Source organism: Nitrosomonas ureae, assembly GCF_900206265.1.
Classification (GTDB): Bacteria; Pseudomonadota; Gammaproteobacteria; order Burkholderiales; family Nitrosomonadaceae; genus Nitrosomonas; species Nitrosomonas ureae_C.
On the sequence record NZ_LT907782.1, the window covers coordinates 809,854 to 833,427 of the forward strand.

Annotated in this window: 22 protein-coding genes; 8 read left to right on the forward strand and 14 right to left on the reverse strand. The window is 44.5% G+C overall.

Annotated elements, in window-relative coordinates; genetic code table 11:
* Positions 1-29 precede the first annotated feature (29 nt).
* The gene (gene egtB / locus CPG39_RS03680) at positions 30-1,322 is read left to right on the forward strand and encodes an ergothioneine biosynthesis protein EgtB (protein WP_096292076.1); all 1,293 of its coding nucleotides are present in this window, start codon (positions 30-32) and stop codon (positions 1,320-1,322) included.
* Between the two features lie 36 nt (positions 1,323-1,358).
* Here the strand turns inward: egtB (CPG39_RS03680) and egtD are convergent, their stop codons facing one another.
* From egtD to CPG39_RS03695, 3 genes are all read right to left on the reverse strand, one after another.
* Entirely contained in the window at positions 1,359-2,333 is a 975-nt protein-coding gene (gene egtD, locus CPG39_RS03685; protein ID WP_096294247.1) for an L-histidine N(alpha)-methyltransferase, read from the reverse strand.
* Complete coding sequence (gene egtB, locus CPG39_RS03690) at positions 2,317-3,612, reverse strand: ergothioneine biosynthesis protein EgtB (RefSeq protein WP_231990385.1); 1,296 nt, start codon at positions 3,610-3,612, stop codon at positions 2,317-2,319. Before egtB (CPG39_RS03690) ends, egtD begins: the two co-directional genes overlap by 17 nt.
* Before the next feature lie 282 nt (positions 3,613-3,894).
* Entirely contained in the window at positions 3,895-4,230 is a 336-nt protein-coding gene (locus CPG39_RS03695; RefSeq protein WP_096292078.1) for a hypothetical protein, read from the reverse strand.
* 392 nt (positions 4,231-4,622) lie between these two features.
* On the opposite strand from CPG39_RS03695, the gene CPG39_RS03700 reads away from it, so the two are divergent.
* Complete coding sequence (locus tag CPG39_RS03700; protein ID WP_096292080.1) at positions 4,623-4,934, forward strand: BON domain-containing protein; 312 nt, start codon at positions 4,623-4,625, stop codon at positions 4,932-4,934.
* A gap of 75 nt (positions 4,935-5,009) precedes the next feature.
* On the opposite strand, the gene CPG39_RS03705 is transcribed toward CPG39_RS03700, so the two are convergent.
* Together CPG39_RS03705 and CPG39_RS03710 are read right to left on the reverse strand one after the other, a co-directional pair.
* Positions 5,010-5,390 (reverse strand): DoxX family protein, encoded by a 381-nt coding sequence (locus CPG39_RS03705; RefSeq protein ID WP_013647886.1) that lies wholly within the window; start codon positions 5,388-5,390, stop codon positions 5,010-5,012.
* Between the two features lie 30 nt (positions 5,391-5,420).
* Positions 5,421-6,287 (reverse strand): pirin family protein, encoded by an 867-nt coding sequence (locus tag CPG39_RS03710; protein ID WP_096292081.1) that lies wholly within the window; start codon positions 6,285-6,287, stop codon positions 5,421-5,423.
* A 125-nt stretch (positions 6,288-6,412) separates the two neighbouring features.
* Between CPG39_RS03710 and CPG39_RS03715 the strand changes: the two genes are divergently transcribed.
* The 4 genes from CPG39_RS03715 (at position 6,413) to CPG39_RS03725 (ending at position 10,744) form a co-directional block, all read left to right on the forward strand.
* Entirely contained in the window at positions 6,413-7,336 is a 924-nt protein-coding gene (locus CPG39_RS03715) for a LysR family transcriptional regulator (protein ID WP_096292082.1), read from the forward strand.
* 291 nt (positions 7,337-7,627) lie between these two features.
* Entirely contained in the window at positions 7,628-9,229 is a 1,602-nt protein-coding gene (locus CPG39_RS03720; RefSeq protein WP_096292083.1) for a multicopper oxidase family protein, read from the forward strand.
* A 187-nt stretch (positions 9,230-9,416) separates the two neighbouring features.
* Complete coding sequence (locus tag CPG39_RS14325) at positions 9,417-9,614, forward strand: hypothetical protein (protein ID WP_145956203.1); 198 nt, start codon at positions 9,417-9,419, stop codon at positions 9,612-9,614.
* A 182-nt stretch (positions 9,615-9,796) separates the two neighbouring features.
* Positions 9,797-10,744 (forward strand): sulfatase, encoded by a 948-nt coding sequence (locus CPG39_RS03725; protein WP_172424076.1) that lies wholly within the window; start codon positions 9,797-9,799, stop codon positions 10,742-10,744.
* Positions 10,745-10,953: 209 nt separating this feature from the next.
* Here the strand turns inward: CPG39_RS03725 and CPG39_RS03730 are convergent, their stop codons facing one another.
* From CPG39_RS03730 to CPG39_RS03755, 6 genes are all read right to left on the reverse strand, one after another.
* Complete coding sequence (locus CPG39_RS03730) at positions 10,954-11,325, reverse strand: hypothetical protein (protein WP_096292086.1); 372 nt, start codon at positions 11,323-11,325, stop codon at positions 10,954-10,956.
* A 592-nt stretch (positions 11,326-11,917) separates the two neighbouring features.
* Positions 11,918-12,112, reverse strand: a complete 195-nt coding sequence (locus CPG39_RS15005) for a DUF551 domain-containing protein (RefSeq protein WP_096292087.1) — start codon at positions 12,110-12,112, stop codon at positions 11,918-11,920.
* A gap of 654 nt (positions 12,113-12,766) precedes the next feature.
* Entirely contained in the window at positions 12,767-13,711 is a 945-nt protein-coding gene (locus CPG39_RS03740) for a radical SAM protein (protein ID WP_096292088.1), read from the reverse strand.
* A gap of 2 nt (positions 13,712-13,713) precedes the next feature.
* Positions 13,714-14,760, reverse strand: a complete 1,047-nt coding sequence (locus CPG39_RS03745; protein ID WP_096292089.1) for a methyltransferase domain-containing protein — start codon at positions 14,758-14,760, stop codon at positions 13,714-13,716.
* A gap of 40 nt (positions 14,761-14,800) precedes the next feature.
* Positions 14,801-15,490, reverse strand: coding sequence for a TIGR04283 family arsenosugar biosynthesis glycosyltransferase (locus tag CPG39_RS03750; protein ID WP_096292090.1), 690 nt, complete (start codon positions 15,488-15,490; stop codon positions 14,801-14,803).
* On the reverse strand, positions 15,483-16,172 hold the full coding sequence (locus CPG39_RS03755) for a TIGR04282 family arsenosugar biosynthesis glycosyltransferase (protein WP_096292091.1): 690 nt from the start codon (positions 16,170-16,172) through the stop codon (positions 15,483-15,485). Before CPG39_RS03755 ends, CPG39_RS03750 begins: the two co-directional genes overlap by 8 nt.
* Positions 16,173-16,516: 344 nt before the next feature.
* Here CPG39_RS03755 and CPG39_RS03760 point away from each other — a divergent pair, with 344 nt between their 5' ends.
* Positions 16,517-17,500, forward strand: coding sequence for a cadmium-containing carbonic anhydrase (locus CPG39_RS03760; protein WP_096292092.1), 984 nt, complete (start codon positions 16,517-16,519; stop codon positions 17,498-17,500).
* A 177-nt stretch (positions 17,501-17,677) separates the two neighbouring features.
* Here CPG39_RS03760 and nudB read toward each other — a convergent pair whose 3' ends face one another.
* The 3 genes from nudB to CPG39_RS03775 all read right to left on the reverse strand — a co-directional run bounded on the left by nudB (position 17,678) and on the right by CPG39_RS03775 (position 20,323).
* Positions 17,678-18,133 carry a dihydroneopterin triphosphate diphosphatase gene (nudB, locus tag CPG39_RS03765; protein ID WP_096292093.1) on the reverse strand — a complete coding sequence of 152 codons (456 nt, stop codon included), beginning with the start codon at positions 18,131-18,133 and terminating at the stop codon, positions 17,678-17,680.
* An 11-nt stretch (positions 18,134-18,144) separates the two neighbouring features.
* Complete coding sequence (gene aspS, locus CPG39_RS03770) at positions 18,145-19,932, reverse strand: aspartate--tRNA ligase (RefSeq protein WP_096294248.1); 1,788 nt, start codon at positions 19,930-19,932, stop codon at positions 18,145-18,147.
* 76 nt (positions 19,933-20,008) lie between these two features.
* Complete coding sequence (locus CPG39_RS03775; RefSeq protein ID WP_096292094.1) at positions 20,009-20,323, reverse strand: FmdB family zinc ribbon protein; 315 nt, start codon at positions 20,321-20,323, stop codon at positions 20,009-20,011.
* Positions 20,324-20,628: 305 nt separating this feature from the next.
* Between CPG39_RS03775 and CPG39_RS03780 the strand changes: the two genes are divergently transcribed.
* Positions 20,629-23,559, forward strand: a complete 2,931-nt coding sequence (locus CPG39_RS03780; protein ID WP_096292095.1) for an aconitate hydratase — start codon at positions 20,629-20,631, stop codon at positions 23,557-23,559.
* Positions 23,560-23,574 lie beyond the last annotated feature (15 nt).

Consider the following 23,574-nt stretch of genomic DNA (forward strand, 5'->3'; position numbering starts at 1 on the left):
GCTAGTCCCCATTTTCCTGGAATTAAAAAATGGATATCAAAATCTTAATTGATGAATATAGTGCGGTAAGAAGCCGCACTCTGGAACTGATCGAACCCTTGTTTGAAGAAGACTGCAGCGTTCAATCCCTGGCGGAAGCGAGTCCGGTCAAATGGCACTTGGGACATGCCGCATGGTTCTTTGAAGCTTTTGTTCTCCAACATTATGAGGCAGCATTCCAACCTTTCCAGCAAGAGTTTCTCACGATGTTCAGTTCCTACAATTCATCCAATGTGCCGCATCCGGATCCGAAACGCGGTTTCTTCACCCGGCCCTCTTTAAAAGCAACACGCGAATATTGTCACAACATTGATGAGCGCATGACCCATCTATCGCAACAAGTCACCGAAGATGAAAGACTACAGATGATAATTACGCTGGGGATTCATCATGAACTTCAACATCAGGAACTCATGCTGGCAGACCTTAAGCACCTGCTATCGCAAAACCCATTGAACCCGATTTACCAGCCGGAAATCAACCTGAGCGCAACTGCTTCAGGCATATCCGTTCCACTGGATTGGCATAGTTTTGATGGCGGTATAATAGAGATTGGCTATGAAGGAGAAGGTTTTAGCTATGACAATGAATCGCCACGCCACAAGCAGTATCTTTACCCTTATCAACTGGCATCACGTTTGGTCACTAATGGAGAATACCTGCAATTTATTGAAGACAATGGTTATGATAATCCGTGCTTTTGGTTTTCAGAAGGTTGGAATTGGATCAAATCCGCCCATTGCAGACATCCTCTTTATTGGCGCTATGAAGCTGGAGAATGGAAAGAATTCACACTTCATGGGCTTGTTCCGCTCGACTTGGATCTTCCCGTGATTCATATATCGTATTATGAGGCCAGTGCATTTGCGCAATGGTGTGATGCACGCCTGCCTACCGAAGCGGAATGGGAAAATGCAGCATCCCGGCAAAAGATCGAAGGGGATTTTGCGGATAACAATTATTTCCATCCCCATCATACGGTCATCGGTAAAACCGTTAAAATCAATGCACTTTACGGTTCTGCCTGGGAATGGACACAATCAAGCTACTCGCCCTACCCTGGCTACAATCCAAAAAAATCCAATAGGAGCAAGCCTAAATCCGACATTTGGGATGTAGCTGTGGGCGAATATAATAGCGAGTCTATGGTAAATCAATATGTCTTGCGGGGTGGCTCCTGTATCACGCCAAGAAAACGCATTCGTCCCAGTATGCGGAATTTCTTTCCTGCAGAAACACGTTGGCAATTTTCCGGCATCCGTTTGGCGCGTAATGAAGCATGATCAATAGAATAAATTTATCTCGATGTATTCGAACGATTAAACCGATAATAGACACAGCGCGAACCTGTCTCTATTATCGCACCAGTATTTTTCCAATACTAATCCTGCTTCATCGGTGATGGAAGTTATTGACTCGATTGAATACTTATAAGAACTTTCAGTATGAATGGTCTCCATTGATTCGAAATCGAAACTTCTCCCTGCTATCGTAACACTTTGAGGTTTACAAGAAACCAGATGCATTTCTATGCAGCTGTTATCTTCATTGAAAATAGCTTTGTGTTTGAAACCGTTCTGAACATCGAAATTTCCATTCAGCTCGGTGTTGATTCTGGTCAGTATATTTTTATTGAATTCGGCAGTAATACCTTCCGCATCATCATATGCCCGAATAAGCACATCCCGATCTTTAATCAGATCAATCCCCAGCAATATTTTTCCATTGCTCCCGCTCAATCTTTTAAAATTTCTTAAAATGTCGGCCGCCTCAGACCGGGAAAAATTACCTAGGGTCGATCCCGGGAAAAACACCACATTGGATGAATTTTCCAGGTTTGTTTCACTGACTATTTGCTTTACAACCTCTTCATTGGTGAAATCGCCTTCTAACGGCTGAATGTCCAGATGCGGAAATAGGCCGCTTAGTCTGTTCACCGAATAGCTCAGCATCTCCCCGGATATTTCAAATGGAATAAAAGCCTTGGGCTGCTCAATGGCATGGAGTATTTTTTGTACTTTATGTCCGGCTCCGCAACCCGGCTCGATGATAATTGCATGCGGTCCGAGCTGTGACGCAATTTCTTCGATATGATGATCCAAGATATCCAACTCAACGTGAGTTAGATAATACTCTTTTAATTGAGTTATTTTTTCAAACAACCAAGAACCTTGCTCATCATAAAAATATTTACAGGGTAAAGTCTTGGGCGCGCTATCCATTCCTTGATAGACATCGGACAAGAAATCGAGGTCCGCGATAGGGGTCAGTGTTTCTTCAGTTACGACAGGCATAATCATCCTCTGCGAGACGAATTCCACTCATCATCCAAGATTGGTGGGGATAATAAAAATTCCGATAACTACTTCTTAAATGCTGCGATGGCGTCAAGCATGACCCACCACGCAGTACTATTTGGTTTACCATAAACTTACCGTTATACTCGCCTGCCACATCCGTAAACGGTTTAAAACCTTGATAAGGCATGTAAGCACTACCTGTCCATTGCCAAGCTTCTGTTGTCATTTGCAAAAGCCCATCGCCTTCAGCTGCCCGGGGGTGTAAATGCGCAGATTCACCGGAATTCCCGAAAATATTTTCTGATTGACTGGCATATTCCCATTCCACTTCGGTAGGTAAGCGTTTGTCAGCCCATGCAGCAAAAGCATTGGCCTCATAATAATTAACGTGACAGACCGGCTTATTCAAATCCAGCGGTTCTGGACCCGACAGTGTAAATTCGTACCAGCTATCATCTTTTTTTGTCCAATAAAGCGGCGCATTGTGATCATTCTGTTTAACATTTGACCAACCATCAGAAAGCCAATAATGAGGATTCTCGTAGCCTTGATCCTCTATAAATGCTAAATATTCCTTATTGGTAACCAAGCGGGAGGCTAATCTGAAACTTTGTATCAACCGATCATGCCGAGGTTTCTCATTATCAAAAGAGAATCCTGTATCTTTGGCACCCATCTCAAAAATGCCTGTTTCAAAATCAATCCATTCCAAAGGTGAAACTGCACTATGGCGAGGTGCATTTTCCAGTGCTGATGAATAAATTGGACTCATTGGATTGAGCGAAAGTGCGTGCTTAATATCCATTAATAATAATTCCTGATGCTGCTTTTCGTGATGAATACCTAACATCAGAATTTCACTTAAATGAAGGGGTATTTCAGCATAATGAGAAGGCAAGTCTTCAATATAATTATCAACATGATGTCGATAACTTAATATCTCCTGCAAGCTGGGTCTCGCGAGTAAACCACGCAAAGATCGAGTGAATTGCTCTCCTATACCGTTATAGTAAGAGTTGAATAAAACCTGGAAATGATCATTAAAAATCTTGTACCCGGGTAAATGCGGTACCAGTAAAAATATCTCGAAAAACCAGCTAGTATGAGCCAAATGCCATTTCACAGGGCTGGCATCCGGCATGGATTGCAATTGACAGTCTTCTGCGTTTAAATTTTTGATGAGCGTTTCTGAATATTGCCGCGTATGTTTGAACAGCTCGAATATCGAATATACAACAGAACTCTCCAACCCATCCGTAAAGTGTGGTTTCATCTCAGATCCCCAATCATACGCGTCGCCTCCCAAATGCATACATTACAAAAATCCCTTTTATTTTAAATAATTAACCACGGGTTTAGTTTATTCTGCGAAGTGATGCACTATCTTCAAAAACACCAGGCGCCAGTTATTTACAGCTCATAAAAATTACTTTTTTCACATCACTTAAGAACACCTGTTCTCATGAAGAACCCGCCCTAAGGGGCGGGAGACCGCATCCGCAGAAACTAATTTCTTCAACCAACCACAAGTTCAACTAGTTCATTACAGTTTGGTCTAATAATTTGATCCGGAAGGATTGCTTGGACTGGTGCCGGATGGAACATTTGAATTCATTCCCGACGGATTGCTTGTGGGTGCTCCCGGTGACCCAGGCATATTCGAATTTACTCCTGTAGGGTCATTGGGATTAACAATTGCAGGGTTATTAGGATTGTCTTGAGAACCATCACGTGAAAGATCACGTGAGAGAGAATCGGATTGCGAGCTTCCCATTGAATCCCGATTGATATTGTTTTGTGGCTGAGGCGATTGTGCGGATATACTGGTGCTGACTAATACAAAAATCGCGCTCATAATAAATATCAAGGCTGTTTTTTTCTCTCTAATCATGATATTAATCCTTTCGTGTTATTAATAGGAAGTGTAATAGTGCAGGTTAATCATCGTTTCCGTCTGTACGTCACCGTACAAAAAAATTTGTTCTACCTACCCCCGCCCTGTCTCCAAAAAGCAAGATTGCGGAGAATTGCAAGCTAAAAATTAATACGGGGGAAATTTTGAAACAAAAAGGGGGTTATTAAATTCGAGGAGTAACTATGCTGGAACAATAAGTGTGTTAGCGCACATTCACGGTAATTAATTCTTGTAATAATTTAATTGCGATTGTGAAGTAAGCCTTCCGCAAGAACTACAAAATCGCCCACTTGAATATCCATAAGGAATTGAAATATCAAATGACTTAGGATGTTTATCTGAGCTAATTTATTCAGGAGAATTTTATCATGACACAATTCAACAGCCGATTCTTGGCTTTTATTTTATCTATTATATTGGTTTCTTTTTTAAGCATTCAGTCCGTCCACGCCAGTGAAGCGGGAGAATTCATTGATGACGCTGTTATCACTACAAAAGTCAAAGCGGAAATTTTCAATGATCCATCGTTGAAGACCTTTGAAATCAGTGTGGAGACTATAAAAGGTGTAGTCCATCTCAGCGGTTCGGTCAGCAGCCAAGCCAACATAGATCGCGCGGTCGAGATTGCACGCAGTATTAGCGGTGTTACAGCCGTCGAGAACACGATGACTGTTAAGTAAGAAATACTGCATTGATGGTTAATCAATGCAGTAACCATTAATATTATTCGCTCAGATGATTTTTTAATTCGTCATCTAAGATCTAATACGATAACCATCAATGCTATACGCACCTGCACCATAAGCCATCAATAACATAAATCCACCCGTGATCGCCATATTCTTCATAAACATGATCATCTGAATTTGATCGGAAAAATCACTGTGAAAAATCATCGCAGCCGCCAGAGTAAAGGCTGCCAATACCATCGACACCCGCTTGGTTTGCCATCCCGTCACAATGGCAAAACCACCCACCACTTCAAGTGCTATCACCAGCGGCAATAGCATACCCGGCACACCCATCGCCTCCATATACCCTTGTGTACCTTCGTATCCACTGATCTTGAGAAACCCGGAAATTACAAAGATCTGACCCAGGAATATTCGTGCGACCAATTGACTGATTTTATTCATTTGTATCTCCTTAAGAAGTGATTGATAATTTCATCGATTACGTTTGATCCAGGCACGATCACGCACGAAGGTATTGGTTTGAAAATCCCACATGGCCTGATCAATTTCCTCCCGGGTATTCATCACAAACGGACCATGACGCGCAATCGGTTCATGAATCGGCTTACCACTGACAACGATAAATCGTGCTCCTTCTTTTCCGGCAATAAAATCAAACGAATGATCATCAGTGTCGAAGATAACAAGGGAGTGTGACGGCACAATTTGCGCATTGAACTGCCCGCTTCCTTCAAATACATAAAGCAAGCTATTTTTTCCGGGTGGCAAACGATGTTGAAAATGCTTTCCGGGCCGTACTTGTACGTCGAAATAAGTCACATCCGTAATGTTATCCATGATAGGTGCATGCGCATCAGCGAAGCGGCCAATCAAAACCTTCAACGTATAGTCCGGAGTCTCCACGACTGGAAAGGCTTCAGCAGAATATTCCTGATATTCGGGGGGATCCATCTTGTTGGCTGCAGGCAGGTTAATCCACAGCTGAAATCCGCGCAGCAGGCCATTTTCCTGCTGCGGCATTTCAGAATGGATAATACCGCTTGCGGCCTTCATCCATTGTGCAGAACCGGGTCGCAGATCACCGCTATTGCCCATATCATCCTGATGCATCATATGGCCATCAATGATATACGTAAAAGTAGTGAATCCCCGATGGGGATGTGACGGAAACCCGGCAATGTAATCATCCGGATTATTGCTGCTGATATGATCCAGTAGCAGGAATGGATCGTAATCGCGCAGTACCGGCGTACCGATCGTCCGGTGCACGATAACTCCGGCACCTTCCGGAACTGCCACTGCAGGAATGATGCGTGAAGAATTCATTATTGCGTCCATTATTTCTCCTTTGCAGTAAAAATTATTATGTTGTAGTTCAGGAAGTATTATCATGGTTGCTATAATAAGAATAAACAGTAATTCTATAAATATACTGTTCTCATATAAGCAACAATAAGACTAAAATGGATCGATTTGAAAATATGAATGCATTTGTGCGTGTCGTTGAAGCCGGCAGTATCAGCGGCGCTGCGGATCGCATGGATGTGGCAAAGTCAGTGGTTAGCCGGCGTTTGAAAGAGCTTGAAGCGCACCTCGGCGTGGAGTTATTCCATCGTACAACGAGGCAGATGAATTTGACCGACAGTGGACGCGCCTTTTATCAACAATCGGTACGCATTCTTGCCGATATCCTCGAGGCAGAACATGCCACTTCGCAATTTCACGGCGCCCTAAAAGGCAACTTGAAAGTGGCTGTGCCGCTGAGTTTTGGTCTGATGCACCTGGGACCCGCTATCAGTGAATTTTTGCAGGCTCATCCGGAAATCACATTTGACCTGGATTTTAATGATCGTCAAGTGGATATATTGACTGAAGGCTTCGATCTGGCAATTCGTATCGCCAGCCTGCCGGATTCCAGTTTGATTGCCCGCCGTCTCGCCTCTATTCAAGCCATTATGTGTGCGAGCCCTTCATATCTTGCACGCATGGGGGAACCCCAATCGCCGGAAGAACTTATCCATCATCGATGTTTGGCTTACAACTTGATCAGTAATTTTGAAAACTGGAATTTGTACAATACCGAAGGTCAGTTGATCAGAATAAAAATAGTACCTTATTTAAAAGCCAGTAATGGCGAATTTCTTCGCGATGCCGCCGTAGCGGGATCGGGTATCATACTGATGCCGACATTTATCGTATATAAGGAAATCGAACGCGGCGCTTTGATACCGTTACTGACTCAGTACACATCCTCACAGCTCTCTACCTATGCCCTATACCCACAAACCCGTCACCTTTCCCAGCGTGTGCGGGCATTTGTCGATTTTCTGATTCAGCGATTCGAGGGAGCGCCTTATTGGGATTCATGCCTGCAAAACAAGAAGTAAAGTATGTTGATCTTATCGCAACCCAAAGTTTCACAAATTGAATAATCGGTCAGCGCAAACAATCGATGGATGTCTGGAAATTATAGTTGCCTGGGAATAAAATTATAAATGGGAGATTTTATTTAAGTTTCGTATGAGATTTTATCAACGTAATTCAACCTCTATCAATGGGTTAACCGAATTTCCCTGTATTTATGAAATAGCAGCCATAGAAGTTATTTGACGTTTAATTTCGTTACTGGCTGTCAAATTTATCAGGCATGTACTTGAATGGTTAATAGGAGAATTCTCATGGCCAGCGTAAATTATCAAAGACGGCAATTTCTGCAATATGCCGCGTTAGGCGCAATAACCGCCGCAATGCCCGGCTTCTCGCTGGCTGAAATCCGCTCAGCCGGAAAAACCGCCAATAGTGCTTTCAAGGCCGATGTTGAAATTGCACTCACGGCACAAGCGACTGATATGCCAATTCTTCCCGGTGCCCGTACGCATGTTTTAACATACAACGGAAAAGTGCTCAACGGTCCGCAAACCGCACTAAGAGATCTACCAGGTTATTTGGGTCCGATCCTGAATTTCGAGCGCGGGCAGAAAGTCCGGATATATTTCCATAACCAATTACCGGAGCCTTGCATTACCCATTGGCATGGCATGCACGTGCCGCAGGTGATGGATGGTCATCCGATGTACGCCATCGATCAAGGTGAGCAGTATATTTACGAATTCGAAGTAGACAATCCAGCAGGTACCAACTGGTACCATGCACATACTCACGAATTGACCGCCACGCAGGTTTACCAAGGCTTGGGCGGGTTGATTACCGTAACCGATGAGGCGGAACGAAAACTGGAATTGCCCGGTGGAGAATATGATTTGCCTTTGATCATTCAGGATCGCAGTTTTACACAGGGTAACCAGCTACGCTATATATTGGGTATGCATCAGCGCATGCAAGGGTTTTTGGGCGATACCATTCTGCTCAATGGCCAGAAAGACAACGTGATTCCGGTTAAGACCAGAGCTTACCGACTGAGAATTTTAAATGCATCGAATGCCAGAATTTATAAACTGGGATGGAATGATGGTACACCGCTGACAGCAATCGGTACCGATGGCGGATTACTGCCAAAACCTGAAACATTTCCTTATATCATGCTTGCGCCCGCTGAGCGGGTAGAATTATGGGTTGATTTCAGCGGCCGCAAAGTGGGTTCGGAGCTAATATTGCAAAGCTTACCGTATCAAATCCCCTCATCCCATATGGGAGGAATGGGTGGCAGAGGCAGAATGGGCATGATGGGGCAGGCAGGGCAGCATGAAGCGCTTTCGATTGCATCTTTCAAAATCACTGAGCGCATAAGCGATTCACCCCGATTACCGGAGCGATTAATCCCGATGCAACGCTGGACGACGTCCCATGTAACTCAGCCGGATAAAACCGTACCCATCGCAATCGGCATGCGTCATATGTCGTTTCAGTTGAATGGTAGAACGTTTGAAATGGAAAACTATCAGGACATAGAAAAAATTCCTGTCAATAGCTTACAAAAAATCAGGATATTTCACGAATCCGGTATGGGGATGGGAAGAATGGGCGGCGGCATGCGCGGTGGTGGCATGGGCATGATGATGTCTCAACCTCATCCGATTCACATTCACGGCCAACAATTTCAAATCGTATCGCGCACTCCAACCAATCCACAAAGCGACGCATACAACACCGTTAAAGACGGGTTTATCAATAGCGGTTGGAAGGACACCGTGCTGGTATTGCCAGGGGAAGAAATAGAAATTATTAAGCCATTCCAGGATCATACTGGTTTGTTTCTCTATCACTGCCATAATCTTGAGCATGAAGATATGGGAATGATGCGTAATTTTTGGGTGGGATGATGTGATCTGCTATAAGAAACCATGCGCACGCTATCATTCGCTTAATGATAATCGAAAGTTGTTATCATTAAATTCGTTTCTTCTTGGTTATACTACCTAATTACATTAACTAAAAAATAAAACTATGCCTACGCGAAGATCTTTCATTAAACGCTCTATTTTGGGATTGCTAGCTGGTACAGTTTCGATGAATATAAAGTCGCAGGCTGTTGATAGGCCTAATATTATTCTCATTCCAACGGATCAACATTACGCCAACGCTATGTCCTGCGCCGGAAATATCAATGTTTCAACACCTGCGATTGACTTTATCGCTGCCAATGGCGTCAGGTTTGTAAAATCGTATTGTGCGTTTCCATTATCACACCATCAAGTGCGGCTTTGATTGCATCACGTATGCCTTATGAACTCGGTGTATCAAGTAATGATCAAGGAATACCGGAAGATATTGAAATACTAGGAGAAACCTTCCAAAATGTCGGTTATTAGACATTCTGGTCGGGGAAATGGCATGTTCCGATTGAAATCCCCGAACCTGGAAGTAACGATGTTAGAGGTTTTGACGTTTTGCCTTACGATGATCCATTTTATAATGGGAACATCGCTGAATTGGACATAAATTCAGTAAAGTCTGCCATCAAGTTTTTAAGAGAAAAACCTATCAACCCCTTTCTGCTTTCAATTTCTTTTAATAATCCACATGATATTACCCATGTTAATGAGAAAACCATAAATGAGTTTGGAATTCCCACTAATCCCATTCTGCTGCCTCATTTGGCAAGCAATTTTTATGCACCGGACCTGGAGTTTGGTCAAGCTAGTGGCAGTACAACTCCCCCCGCTTTAAATTCCAACATAGGATGGAGCAATTTAAATTTTCGCCGGCATTCCTATCAATACTATCGATTCATTGAAACTGTTGATAATCAAATTGGAGAGATTCTTGAAGGGATTAAGTTAGCTGGATTAGAAAGTAACACATACCTGATCTTTACAGGTGATCATGGTGAAATGAATGGATCTCACCGTCGGATAAGAGAATTCTCAATGTACAACGAAGCATTGTCCGTTCCTTTTATCATAAAAGGCCCTGGGATTCCGGGAGGTGTTGTTAATCGGAAGCATTTGATTTCTGCGCTGGATCTCTATCCAACATTATGCGATGCTGCAGGAATTACAACGCCTCAAGGTTTGCGTGGGAAGAGTGCGCTGAAAGTTCTAAGAAATTTTAATACTCCCTTGAGAAAATATGCTTTTGCTCAAATTGGAAACTTTTTCAGCCGAGTAGCTGTAAGTACTCGCTATAAGTATGCTCTTTTCCTCAAGACGCATACTGCATATGATATTCCTATCCGAGAAGCTTTTTTTGATATGGAAGCTGACTCTGGAGAAACCAAAAATTTAATCAATAACCTCGCTCTCAAACCAATAATTGATAATCACCGTAACGCATTAAACAATTGGATGATTCATACTAACGATCCATTTGTGACTCAAGCTGTTGTTGTAGATTAAGTTTTAATATTGTAATAATCAACTAATTCGCAATAATGCAACACCTTGGATTCTAGCCATCGCGTTTGGCTGCCAAAGGTTCTCTACAACGTAGCGAACCTTTGGTAATCTACAAAATTATTAACTTTAAAATAATCTCATATTTTCAATGAGTTTTGGATGGCATCCATGAATCCGATAAAGAGCTCCGCCGCCAGCAGCGAGGTTTCTTATTCTTGCGAGCTGGTTGTTACATCGAACGGTTTTAGTGAGTATTCAACATCCTTCATATACCAATTAGGGAAACAAGTCTGTGTTCCCGGGGATTCCCTGGGAGAAAATATGGAACGATACCAAATGGGTTGACCTGTTTCTGCCTGTCTGATTTTTATATGACGCAATGAATCAAATTCAATTATTAAATAATGAGTTGATTCATTATTATCAATATATTCCAAAACATGCTCATCAGAGGCAAAGTCAGTTACTTTTAGAACCGGCGATTCGGTTCCAAGAATATTCTTCACGATGAATCCATCTTCAGACATCGTCATTTCTTGAAGTTGTTCTTTAGTTCCGGTCCATGCTTTCCAGTCAGCCATTAAATAACCTCCCTACATTTAACACATTATTTTTCAAATAAGAATATCGTAATATCATTTAGGTACCTAATCGAGCACAGTGTTGATACCATCACTTTTCCACATCTGTTAAATGAACGCGGTAGTTTTTTCACAGTTACAAGACTTTTGGATTCGAGTTTATTTAAAACTTTTTCCTACCGACTCCCAGCCTTCTATAAACTCTACAACTGTTGCACCTTCACCAGCACTTAATAGGTGCTTCAAGAATTGTTGATAGATATCAATATAACCCAATGGTTTTATTTATCTGTTAAATTCCATACAATTTTGATAAATTAGAAATCAGCTGCTGCCATGCTTTTTCTGTTATCAGCCATTAAATTTCCACCCGCATTAATTGTCATTAATTGTGTGCGTGCGGGGACAATTCCGTTGCCCTTGCTTGACACCCGTTCCTGTGCGCACACTACTTGTTTAATCCCTCTAGAATAAAATATTAGAGGTTTCTTCACATTTTTGGTCTGGGTTTCAGTTAACGAATTTGCAGTCTTTGAACCTGACCCCTATCCAAATGCCTGAGTTTCGTATTCATAACCTGAAAAAGCCGCTTTCATTTCCTGGTTAACTCCTTCCAAACTTCTTCTGTATAGGGTGTCCATTCATAAGCATTCATAATGGCTGATCTACACATTCTGCTGATCATGTAACTTGGCAGAATGTAATAAGTCCCTTGATCTGAAACAATTATGTCTGAATCATCATCCTGCGGCATCTGTTCTTTGCATTTGATCCAGTTAATGTGCATGATCGTTTTTCATTTCGGTTAGGCTTAGAAAAACTCGACCGCAATCGACCGACGTTTGGAAGAGGTAAGTTGCTCAAACTTTCCTTTCACCTTTTCCATCACTTTGAGCTGATTTTATACATACTGACGAATATCTTCCTCGTATAGTTTCAACAAAATAGATTTGTGTCCACAGCTTTCCCCAAAAAATACTTTCTCTTTATCTTTGGGGAAATACGGAAAAATTCTTGAGCTGATATATTTTTTCATTTTTTAACTTGCATAACATGTATTGACTGAACCCTCAAATCCGCTCTCTCCATCCTTTAACTAAAATCTATTGAGATTGAAGCACTAGCTCCACAATTTCTATAGACGGGCCGTCTCGAAAGTAAGCCTCCGAGATTTTCGTTAAGCTGCTAAGTCACTCTCTTTTCTCACGCTCTGAGGATGTTTTAGCGAAAAAAGAACCTTGGTCCACCATTCAGCTAAACTCCCGTTAGAAAAAGTACAGTATCTTATGGATTCTACAAGGAAAAATAGAAGTTAAAGAATTGGTAATAACTGAAAGCCGGCGCAGAATGACAATCCTTCAGAGATTTCAAGCATGCTCAAACACCAAGGTAGTATCTGTCAGAACTCATTGACTTCACTGATCCAGACATCCCATCGTTATCATTTCATCTCACTGCATGAAGCACCAAACCGGAAACAACTGTAGCAGCGATGATGCTTCATACTGATCGGTTCTTGCAGACTCTCAGTCAATGTTTTCCCCAATGCATAATCGGCATCATCATCAACCAGCGTACACGCATAGACCTTGCATTCACCGGCATTTTTTACCACCATACGGCTGAAAGCGCACATGAATTCACGTCGGGTCGATTCGGTCTGATAATCCACCATGCAACTTTGCGTAATCTGAGGAGCAGGAACTGTGGTATTGGGGGGATAGAATTCAGGAAATTCAATTCGCGGCAAATCTTCCGGCAAGCCCGCACCGCGAAATACCTCGGAAAAACAGTTGGCCACTTTACTTGCCGGCAAACCGGAAATTTTCTGATTAGCCACGGATACACTGAATCCCCTATCGCTCAAAGCACATAACCCGTCCAATGCCATCGAAAACATTCCTTCACCACGGCCTTTATCATGTTCATGCGCCATAAAATGATCTAAACTAACCCGGAAATGCGCAGCATGGGAATGCTCACGCAATGATTCCAATTGCGGTAAACGCTTAATCAGTGGTTCCGTAGCGTTGGTCAATACCATGCAAGGGCGATACTGTAATGCATAATCAAGTATGTGCACTATGTCTTTATTAATGAACGGCTCCCCTCCGGTAAAGGAAAATTGCTTAACACCCAAAGCTACCGCTTCGTCAATAAACGGTTTAACATCATCGAAACGCATAAGCTGCAAACGATCATCACCCGGTTTTGATCCTTCCAGGCAAAAAGGGCAAGCCAGATTACATGCGGTACCGGTATGAAACCATAGTTCCTCTAAAGCATGGGAACGGATAAAGCCACGCGGCTTATCATCGTGGGTGACGTACCATAACTTGGAACGGGGATGGCGCTTTTCGGATGCGGATAAGACGGTAGCATTCATGTTCAACAGCACCCGCTGATCTGCTCACCAGTAGTTGCATCAGCAAACGGAATGCCCATGCCACAACCTGGAAAAATACCGAAGTGCCGGTCAAAGTTGCCATAAAAATCGAAATGCTCCCTGAATCGCGTGTCATGCAGCATGCGCCAGGTATTGCCACATACTGGAAACTGCTTAGCTGTTTCAATGAAATGATGCTTATCCAACCGGAAAGCATGAGGGTAATGAGGAATCGTGCCTCGATATACCACCGCTTGCCCATGATCCTCACAAGCCGGTTCCAGATCGTGCAATTTGAACAGTCTATATGTTGCGGAATAAAAACGAATATTACCGATCTTTTCTGATAATTCAGGATTATTAATGCCAATTGATCGATCATCGATCAAACGCGGATCGGAAAAGCCATTCTTGCGTGCCAATTGCAAAAAGTCATTCCAATAGAGTGCCCCGCTCAAGCATTCGCCATACAACACCGGATCATGCACCAATGCCGATGGGATACGGCGATCGCTGTAAACATCGGAAAAATACAATTCACCCCCAGGCTTCAACACGCGAAAGGCTTCACGTAATACTGCCGCCTTATCCGGCGCCAGATTAATAACGCAATTCGATACGATCAAATCCATGCTGGCATCCGCCAACTCAAGTTCGTGCAATCGTTCGATATACCCTTGCAGGAAGCACACATTGCTGCGTTTGTAACCAAAGGCTTTCTGATGATATTTTTCATGCTGACGTGCAACCGTCAATTGCTCCTCCGTCATATCCACGCCGACAATTCGTCCTTTCTCTCCGACCAACTGCGCCAGCACATATACATCCCTTCCTGCACCGCACCCCAAATCCAGAATGGCTAATCCCTCCAGTAATTCAGGCAGCACCAAGCCGCAGCCATAATAGCGTGCTCGCACTTCTGCATGCACCCGGTTCAACAGTGGCTTTACAAAATACGGCAGCCCGGCATCAGTGCAACATGCATTCGTCAATAAATCCTGAGTACCCGTGAGCGTTTCGCCATAATATTTTTGCACGCTCTCTTGCATGATATTCCCCCGCATTGAATGATTTGTATCATTATGTCATTCACGAACCAATTTTAGAACGATATCTTGCGGCAAGTTCCTGCGGTCTGGCGCCACACATAAAATTCCAGGCCAGTCTACGATTATGCCAGGTACGCCGCCACCAGCCATCACGCTGCCAACGACGCGAATCTATAAAAATAGGCTCGGACAAAGATACAAACTTACCACAACGGCGGGCTGATCGCACCAAAGGCACTTCCTCGAATAACGGCCAAGGCGCATGCCCGTCGGTTTGTTGATAAACTGAACGCTTGATAAAAATTCCTTGATCACCGTAAGGAACACCGAAACGGCATCGCAGCGCAATCGCGGGCTCCAGGATAAAAGCTTGCCACGCACGCGGTTTGGCAAAGCGGAAATGAAAATATCCACCGATCGCACCTTGTGCTAGCGCGCCTGATATCGCTCGGACTGAATCGGTTGATAGTTGCGCATCCGCATGCAAAAACCACAGTACATCACCCGTGGCCTGCATTGCACCAATGCGCAATTGCTGCCCGCGGCAAGGCTCACTCACCAACCGCTGCACCTTGAACCGCTTACAAATATTTAAGCAGCAGGCGCTATTGGCAGCATCAACAACAATAATTTCGCATGGTTTATCCGGTAATTGCTGCAATTGCTCCAGTAAACGCGCTAATTTCCCATCATCATGGTAGCAAGGAATAATGACACTACATTTAACCATAAGGTATTTCGGGAGATGAAACAATCGTATCAACAAGTTCCAATAACATACGGCGTGCAGGCCGCTTATCCTGTCGCAGCAAATTGCCCAACTTTATCAGATCCTTCAGCTCATCGACATCCTGACCTTGTTTTATCGTCGTCACGGATTTTCCTGCATTGCGGCAAATGTCTATCAAAGAGATCCCCAAGCAATCACTGCTCCATGGCAAAACGCTCAAGTTTGGCCATGCACATCGATTTGCCATCAGCACGACACCGCCATCCAGGGCCGGAATCAATACGATATCATGATGCTGCAATGCGCCACAGGCTGCATCATAATCTACACTGGTCAAGCCCGGCGCGTCACTGCCAATAAATACTAATTGCTCTTCGCCTTGTACACGCAATGCCCGATCTAGCGCATTGAGCCGTTGCCCCAGATTTCCCGTCACCTGGGGCATAACAGTTACCGGAAAATGGGTTGGCAGTGATAAGGCTTGCACCCACTTCACATCACCCTGATCGGCGGGGGCAATTACTACCGGACCCGGCCATGCACTTACATCTTCCAGCGCACAAGCCAATAATGCATCAGCAACTTGCCGGGCTGCTTGTGCACCCAAGCTCGCAGCCAGTCTTTGCTTACCGATTCCGATAGCCGGTCGCTTGCACAGTAAAACAAGAATAACTTTGCTCATATGGCCGTCAAAATAAATTCTCTCAGTTCAGAACCTTAAATAAAAAATAAGGAAATTACATCAAACCATTACACTATTCATACACTTCTCTATAATAATCAAATAAATAAGTAGAAAAATACTATAAATTGCTCGCTCCTGATGCAGAAAATGCAGAATAACTATCTGTTACCTGAAAAAGTAGTGTTAGAATTCTGTCGTCTAGTCACTTAACCCTGTTTTAATCATGACATACCGGTTATTTGGCTTGACGAGATTTGCCCTTTCCTCGCATTTCTTTGAATATGGCAAGTATGAAATAGAAATTATGATCAACTGACCAATTACTACAAAGGATATATAAAATGTTTGAAAGTTTAAAAAATCTGTTAAAACATTTTACAGGCAATCAAGAATCAGCTTCCGCTACTCCAGGTGCCGGCATTCAGCAAGAAACAACAATTCCATCAGCCAGCGCTGAAGAAAGTAATGCTAAATACATTACCCTGAATCAATTCAATTTAGGCATAGGGTCTATTGGGCCCGACAATCGCAACGATATTGATCGGAAAATTTTAAATGAAATGTATCAAGCCATCGCAGCCGGGTTGTTTAATGTTCCGGTAAACGGTTCAGTACCAGAAATATGTGTTGATGGCCGTACCAATAAAAGCGGTTATCGCAAAAGTGCTCCTTGTGCAGCCGGAGGCACTTTAAGCATAGTGTACGGTGGTGATCTCGGAAGCAATTCAGCCGCCATTGACATCAATGAACTACAGTTAACCACACAAACCATTAACAAACTTAAAGAAAAAGGACACCAGACTGGCGTACATGGCGACGATCATAGTGACTGCGGCTGCGGCGCATGCTCCAAAGCGCCGACAATATATCAACATATCACCGAGCGCATCAATGATCTTGCTTCACTGATTAGTAAACTGGGTATTAATATCACCGGATCAGAAAAAGAATCCATTGTTCAGCAAGCCAAAAATCGCTTAGATCAGGCGGGTTTCTTCGCTGAAAACAGGGCATCCATAATCCAAGCCGCGCAGGATACAGGCGCAGCCTATGAAGAGTTAGTCGGGCAACACAATGAATTAGGTATTGCTTTAAATACACGGACAGGCACAACGGTGGATCGCTCTGCAATTCGTTCGAAATACGGACCACAATACGACGTGTTTGTAGTTGATGCCTGGGCGTTCGGCACTGCGGCAAAGGATATCAATTCAACCGCTAATGAAGAAGATGAACAACGCATCGCTAAAGCTATCACCCTGCAAAACGTAGCCACTGCCTCCATTCTGGGTCATGGCTCTCTACCCATTATCCCGATCGCCTAACTCGCGTTTGTAAATCATTATCGGGACGAATTCTATCTCGAATCAACCCCGTGGCAGGCCCACGGGGAACTATGCGCTGCTGATACCGCCTCTTTTTTCGTTATGAATCGAAAAACAATAGATTTAATAAATTACTTCAAGTAGTTGCGCAACACAGACGGTTTGGATCGGTTTGGATCAAGTGTCGGTTTGGGCGAATTGCACGTGCGCGGGCAAGTTTAAAATAGCGTCGGCATTACTGCTTGAAAATACTTGTTCAGCCGCTTGCTGCCAAGGCAGCCAGATATAATTCAAATGTTCTCTGATGGAGATTTTAATCGGCGTAATGTCTGACAAACATAAACCGAATACATGCTCAGTGTTGAATTTAACATCAGGTCCATAGCGCCAGCGCCATTCTTGGTAAATTTCATATCGGTTTTCAATTCGCCAATCGGTCAATTCGTAATCGGCGGTACTAAGCCCTGTTTCTTCAGATACTTCCCGCGTTGCAGTCTGAAGTAGTGTCTCTCCGGGATCCTGACTACCTGTAACCGACTGCCAGTAACCTGGATGATCCGCACGTTCCAACAATAATACTTGCAAATCAATCGTATGAATAACAACCAGCACGGAAACTGGAATCTTGTACATTAAAACGACGGCTACCCGCTACTTGATTTAGTATCCACTTGGCGCAAGCGAATATTAAGTTCCTTCAATTGCTTTTCATCAACAGTACTGGGAGCATGAGTCAACAGGCATTGCGCACGCTGAGTTTTAGGGAACGCAATAACATCCCGAATGGATTCTGAGCCGGTCATCATGGTCAGAATACGATCCAGGCCAAACGCAATGCCGCCATGCGGTGGAGCACCGTACTGAAGCGCTTGCAGCAGAAAGCCAAATTTTTCTTGCGCTTCCTGTTCGGAAATATTTAAAGCACGAAATACCTTGGACTGAACATCCTGGCGATGAATCCGTACTGATCCGCCGCCGATTTCGGAACCATTCAGAACCATATCGTAAGCCTTGGAAAGCGCTTGGCCGGGATCGGTTTCGAGCAAATTCTCATGCCCATCAGCCGGTGATGTAAAAGGATGGTGCAACGCCTGCCAACGATTTTCTTCCTCATCCCGCTCGAACATCGGAAAATCAACTATCCATAACGGCTTCCATTCCGCTTCGGCATGACCATGCCGATGACCCACCTTAATGCGTAATGCGCCCAAAGATTCATTGACAATTTTGGCCTTGTCCGCACCGAAAAAAATCAAATCGCCATCCTGAACACCGGTACGAGCAAGAACGGTTTGAATTGTACTTTCCGGCAGAAATTTCAGAATCGGCGACTGCAATCCTTCCAAACCATCGGAAAGACAATTAACCTTGATATAAGCTAAACCCTTGGCGCCATAGATAGAAACAAAAGCCGTATAATCATCAATCTCCTTACGTGACAATTCACCCCCATTAGGCACGCGCAAGGCAGCCACCCGACCATCCGGCTTTTCCGCCGCCTCACGGAAAACCTTGAAAGGAACTTCTTTCATGATATCGGTCAGCTCGGTAAACTCCAGTGGAATGCGCAAGTCAGGTTTATCAGAGCCATATTTAAACATCGCCTCGGCATAGGTCAAGCGCTGGAATGGGTTGGGCAAATCCACATTACTCACATTCTTAAATAATCCCCGTATCATTTCTTCCATCAAAGACATGATTTCATTCTCTGACAGAAATGAAGTTTCAATATCGATCTGAGTAAATTCAGGCTGCCGATCCGCGCGCAAATCTTCGTCACGAAAACATCGGGTAATCTGATAATAGCGATCAAAACCTGACACCATCAGAAGCTGCTTGAACAACTGCGGCGATTGCGGTAAGGCAAAAAAATGTCCGGCATTAACCCGTGACGGCACCAGATAATCTCGTGCGCCTTCCGGAGTGGATTTGGTCAGCATTGGCGTTTCAATATCCAGAAACCCATTTTGATCCAAAAATATGCGAACCGCCATGGCAACTTTATGACGCAACCGGAGATTCGATTGCATCGCCGGACGGCGCAGATCCATATAACGATGCTCCAGTCGCACGACCTCACTGATATTATCGTCATCCATCAAAAATGGCGGCGTCAGGGAAGCGTTCAAAACCTCAATAGCCGCTACCAGGATCTCGATTTCACCGCTGACCAAAGACGTGTTGATCGTTCCTTCAGGTCGTCTTCGTACCCTGCCGGTAATTTTCAGTACATATTCATTGCGTATTTTTTCCGCTGTCTGAAATGTTTCCACGTTATCGGGATCGCATACCACTTGCACCAAGCCTTCGCGATCGCGTAGATCAATGAATATGACGCCTCCGTGATCTCTGCGCCGGTGCACCCAACCAAAGAGTGTTACTGTTTTATCTAGATATTCGGTATTAATGGCGCCACAGTAATTTGTACGCATAATTGTTTCAAGGGTCTGAGTAATGAGATCGATAATTTCTGGTTTGATCACCGCGATATGAAGACGCTCAGGTCAATCAATCAACGGCTGCTGCAGTCGTTGACGGACTGCTCTCTTTTTTCGCAACTGTATCCGCAGTTGCAGGTGCTGCTGATGGCGTACTTTCGGTGCTTTCCTTCGCAGCAGGTTTAGTCTCCGCTGGTTTCGTCTTGTTTTTAAAATCGGTTACGTACCAACCGCTGCCCTTCAATTGAAATCCCGCAGCAGAAATCAGCTTAGTATAATTATTACTGCCACACGCAGGGCATACAGCAATGGGTGCATCGTTAATCTTTTGCAAATGTTCTTTCTCGGCACCGCATGAATTGCAAAGATATTCATAAATAGGCATAGAGACCTCCAACAATCCAAAATTGAGAAACCGGAGATTATACCTTAACCTGTTTTGTTTTAAGTGTGCAATCGCTACGGCACAGAAATCCTACTCACCACAATAAATTCTATTTTCTCGATTACCGTTAATAAGCGGGGTATGGTACCAAAATGATCATCATGCCGATGAATTGTGTTTCATTTACGCCTACAGAGAGGAAAAACATTATTACCTATACGTGACTTTGTTGGATCAAAATTATATATTATGGCCAGAATCGTTTATTTATCTGCCCAATCGCGCTCATCTTCAGGAATATTGCCATGAATCACAATTTATTCAACAGCCTGCATGAATTAAATCTTCCCCATGGAAATCGCGCGAAATATTACTCACTTCCTGCACTGGAGAAAAACGGCGCGGGGAAAATCTCCCGTCTGCCGATTTCGATTCGCATTGTTCTGGAATCAGTGTTGCGCAACTATGACAATAAAAAAATCACCGAAGCGCATATCCGTCAATTGGCAAAGTGGAAACCGGATGCTCCCCGGGTAGACGAAATACCCTTTGTTGTTTCGCGTATTGTATTGCAAGACTTCACCGGCGTACCGTTGCTGGTGGATCTCGCCGCCATGCGTAGTGCGGCAGTCAGATTGGGGAAAAACCCAAAGCTGATCGAACCATTGGTACCGGTCGATCTAGTGGTGGATCATTCGATTCAGGTTGATTATTACGGCAGCAAAGATGCGCTGAATCACAACATGGAAATTGAATTTTCCCGCAACAATGAACGCTATCAGTTCATCAAGTGGGGCATGCAGGCATTTGACACTTTTAAAGTCATTCCGCCAGGAATCGGCATTGTACACCAGGTCAATCTGGAATATCTTGCACGCGGCGTCCATCAAAAAGATGGATTAATATACCCCGATACTTTGGTTGGTACCGACTCGCATACCACGATGATCAACGGTATCGGCGTGGTAGGCTGGGGTGTCGGCGGCATTGAGGCAGAAGCCGGCATGCTGGGGCAACCGGTTTATTTCCTTACGCCCGATGTAGTGGGTGTAAATCTCACAGGGCAGCTGCGCGAAGGTGTCACTGCAACCGATTTGGTTTTAACGATTACAGAAATGCTGCGCAGATCCAATGTAGTCGGAAAATTTGTCGAGTTTTACGGCACAGGAACGGCCTCATTGACATTACCCGATCGCGCCACCATCGCTAATATGGCCCCGGAATATGGTGCCACGATGGGGTTCTTCCCGGTTGATGATGTTACCGTCGAATACTTCAAAGGTACGGGGCGCAGCGATGAAGAGATCAAAGCATTTCAAACTTACTTCCAGGCACAGCAGATGTATGGCATCCCCCGCCAAGGCGACATCGACTATAGCAACGAGCTGACTCTTGATTTAAGCTCAATTGCGCCCTCACTGGCAGGTCCCAAACGACCACAGGATCGCATTGAGTTGAACGCGATTAAAACCAAATTTACCGAGCTCTTTAACAAACCCGTTAATGAAAGCGGTTATGGCAAGCACGATGACGATCTCGAGCAACGATACTTGACCCGCACTGACCGGGCTCAGGATCTCGAGGTATGCACTCATATCGATTCTGGTGATGCGGATGAGAGTCGGCTGTCATCACCCATTCCCCGTAAAGTATCGAAAGAAAGCGGCCCTTCAACAGCAAGCCGTACGGTACCTGCCGAACGGCGAATGGCATCTCGCAACGTCGCCGAAATGACCAGCAATCGGCCCACCCCCGATCCGATCGAATTATCCGCACACAAATTCAATGGCTTCTCGATCGAATTAGGTCACGGCGATGTCCTGATTGCCGCGATCACATCCTGCACCAACACTTCCAATCCCAGCGTGTTGCTCGCCGCAGGGTTACTGGCTAAAAAGGCTGTCGAGAAAGGATTGTCGGTCAAACATCATATCAAAACGTCACTGGCGCCGGGTTCGCGCGTCGTTACCGATTATTTGACCGTTACCGGATTGTTACCTTATCTGGAACAGCTGGGCTTTAGTCTCGTCGGTTACGGCTGCACCACCTGTATCGGTAATTCCGGACCTTTAGCCGAACCGATTGAAGAAGCCATCGTCAAGAATGATCTGATTTGTGCAGCGGTGCTGTCAGGAAACCGCAATTTTGAAGCGCGCATTCATTCGAATATCCGCGCCAATTTTTTAGCATCTCCACCGCTAGTGGTTGCTTATGCCATTGCAGGCTCGATGCTGAAAGACTTGACCGCCGAACCTATCGGTATCGGTAAAAACAATCAACCGGTATGGCTGAAAGATATCTGGCCCAGCAGGGCGGAAATTGATGCGCTGATGAAATTTGCCACGAATGCGGATACTTTCCGCCAACTCTACAGCAACCTCACCAAAGATCATGACTTGTGGAATAACGTCACCACCGTTGCTGGACAAACCTACAGCTGGCCTCAATCCACTTACATCGCTGAGCCACCCTTTTTTGAGAATTTCTCGCTGCAATCAGCCGTCTCCAACACCAGCAATGACATCAAACACGCCTTTGCACTGGGCATCTTCGGTGATTCCGTGACCACGGATCATATTAGTCCGGCGGGTGCAATCAAGGATATTTCTCCGGCTGGCCAGTATTTGCTGGAACACGGTGTCCCTAGGGCAGACTTTAACAGCTACGGCGCCCGCCGCGGCAACCACGAGGTGATGATGCGCGGCACCTTTGCCAATGTACGTATCAAGAATCTGATGATCCCCGGCAGTGAAGGCGGCGTTACGCTCTATCAGGGTACAATCGGTGCCGCACCTGAGCAAATGTGCATTTACGATGCCGCAATGAAATATCGTTCGCAAGGCATTCCCACCGTTGTTTTCGGCGGTAAGGAATATGGCACTGGTTCAAGCCGCGACTGGGCCGCCAAAGGTACGCAACTTCTGGGAGTCAAAGCGGTGATTGCAGCCAGTTTTGAACGTATTCACCGCAGCAACCTAATCGGTATGGGTGTTCTACCCCTGCAATTCAAAGACAATGACAGCATCGAAGCCCTTGGAATTAAAGGTGATGAACGATTTGATATTTTAGGATTGGACAATCCCCAACCGCAAAAAGATGTCACCCTGGTGATACGCAAAAAAGACGGCAGCAGTCAATCAGTGCAACTGTTGTGTCGCATTGATACTGCTATTGAGGTGGATTATTACAAGCATGGCGGTATTTTGCCTTATGTACTGAGAGATTTGATGAGCTAACCAAGGATGGATAGG

What these genes read in the sequence shown, in the direction of transcription:
- CPG39_RS03705 (WP_013647886.1), bottom strand. Translation starts at nt 5,390, where the DNA reads ATGAATAAAATCAGTCAATTGGTCGCACGAATATTCCTGGGTCAGATC.
- CPG39_RS03715 (WP_096292082.1), top strand. Translation starts at nt 6,413, where the DNA reads ATGGATCGATTTGAAAATATGAATGCATTTGTGCGTGTCGTTGAAGCC.
- nudB (WP_096292093.1), bottom strand. Translation starts at nt 18,133, where the DNA reads ATGTACAAGATTCCAGTTTCCGTGCTGGTTGTTATTCATACGATTGAT.
- egtB (WP_096292076.1), top strand. Translation starts at nt 30, where the DNA reads ATGGATATCAAAATCTTAATTGATGAATATAGTGCGGTAAGAAGCCGC.
- CPG39_RS03730 (WP_096292086.1), bottom strand. Translation starts at nt 11,325, where the DNA reads ATGGCTGACTGGAAAGCATGGACCGGAACTAAAGAACAACTTCAAGAA.
- CPG39_RS03710 (WP_096292081.1), bottom strand. Translation starts at nt 6,287, where the DNA reads ATGGACGCAATAATGAATTCTTCACGCATCATTCCTGCAGTGGCAGTT.
- CPG39_RS03700 (WP_096292080.1), top strand. Translation starts at nt 4,623, where the DNA reads ATGACACAATTCAACAGCCGATTCTTGGCTTTTATTTTATCTATTATA.
- CPG39_RS03745 (WP_096292089.1), bottom strand. Translation starts at nt 14,760, where the DNA reads ATGCAAGAGAGCGTGCAAAAATATTATGGCGAAACGCTCACGGGTACT.
- CPG39_RS03755 (WP_096292091.1), bottom strand. Translation starts at nt 16,172, where the DNA reads ATGAGCAAAGTTATTCTTGTTTTACTGTGCAAGCGACCGGCTATCGGA.
- CPG39_RS03740 (WP_096292088.1), bottom strand. Translation starts at nt 13,711, where the DNA reads ATGAATGCTACCGTCTTATCCGCATCCGAAAAGCGCCATCCCCGTTCC.
- egtB (WP_231990385.1), bottom strand. Translation starts at nt 3,612, where the DNA reads ATGAAACCACACTTTACGGATGGGTTGGAGAGTTCTGTTGTATATTCG.
- CPG39_RS03750 (WP_096292090.1), bottom strand. Translation starts at nt 15,490, where the DNA reads ATGGTTAAATGTAGTGTCATTATTCCTTGCTACCATGATGATGGGAAA.
- CPG39_RS03775 (WP_096292094.1), bottom strand. Translation starts at nt 20,323, where the DNA reads ATGCCTATTTATGAATATCTTTGCAATTCATGCGGTGCCGAGAAAGAA.
- egtD (WP_096294247.1), bottom strand. Translation starts at nt 2,333, where the DNA reads ATGCCTGTCGTAACTGAAGAAACACTGACCCCTATCGCGGACCTCGAT.
- aspS (WP_096294248.1), bottom strand. Translation starts at nt 19,932, where the DNA reads ATGCGTACAAATTACTGTGGCGCCATTAATACCGAATATCTAGATAAA.
- CPG39_RS03780 (WP_096292095.1), top strand. Translation starts at nt 20,629, where the DNA reads ATGAATCACAATTTATTCAACAGCCTGCATGAATTAAATCTTCCCCAT.
- CPG39_RS15005 (WP_096292087.1), bottom strand. Translation starts at nt 12,112, where the DNA reads ATGCACATTAACTGGATCAAATGCAAAGAACAGATGCCGCAGGATGAT.
- CPG39_RS03695 (WP_096292078.1), bottom strand. Translation starts at nt 4,230, where the DNA reads ATGATTAGAGAGAAAAAAACAGCCTTGATATTTATTATGAGCGCGATT.
- CPG39_RS03720 (WP_096292083.1), top strand. Translation starts at nt 7,628, where the DNA reads ATGGCCAGCGTAAATTATCAAAGACGGCAATTTCTGCAATATGCCGCG.
- CPG39_RS03760 (WP_096292092.1), top strand. Translation starts at nt 16,517, where the DNA reads ATGTTTGAAAGTTTAAAAAATCTGTTAAAACATTTTACAGGCAATCAA.
- CPG39_RS14325 (WP_145956203.1), top strand. Translation starts at nt 9,417, where the DNA reads ATGAATATAAAGTCGCAGGCTGTTGATAGGCCTAATATTATTCTCATT.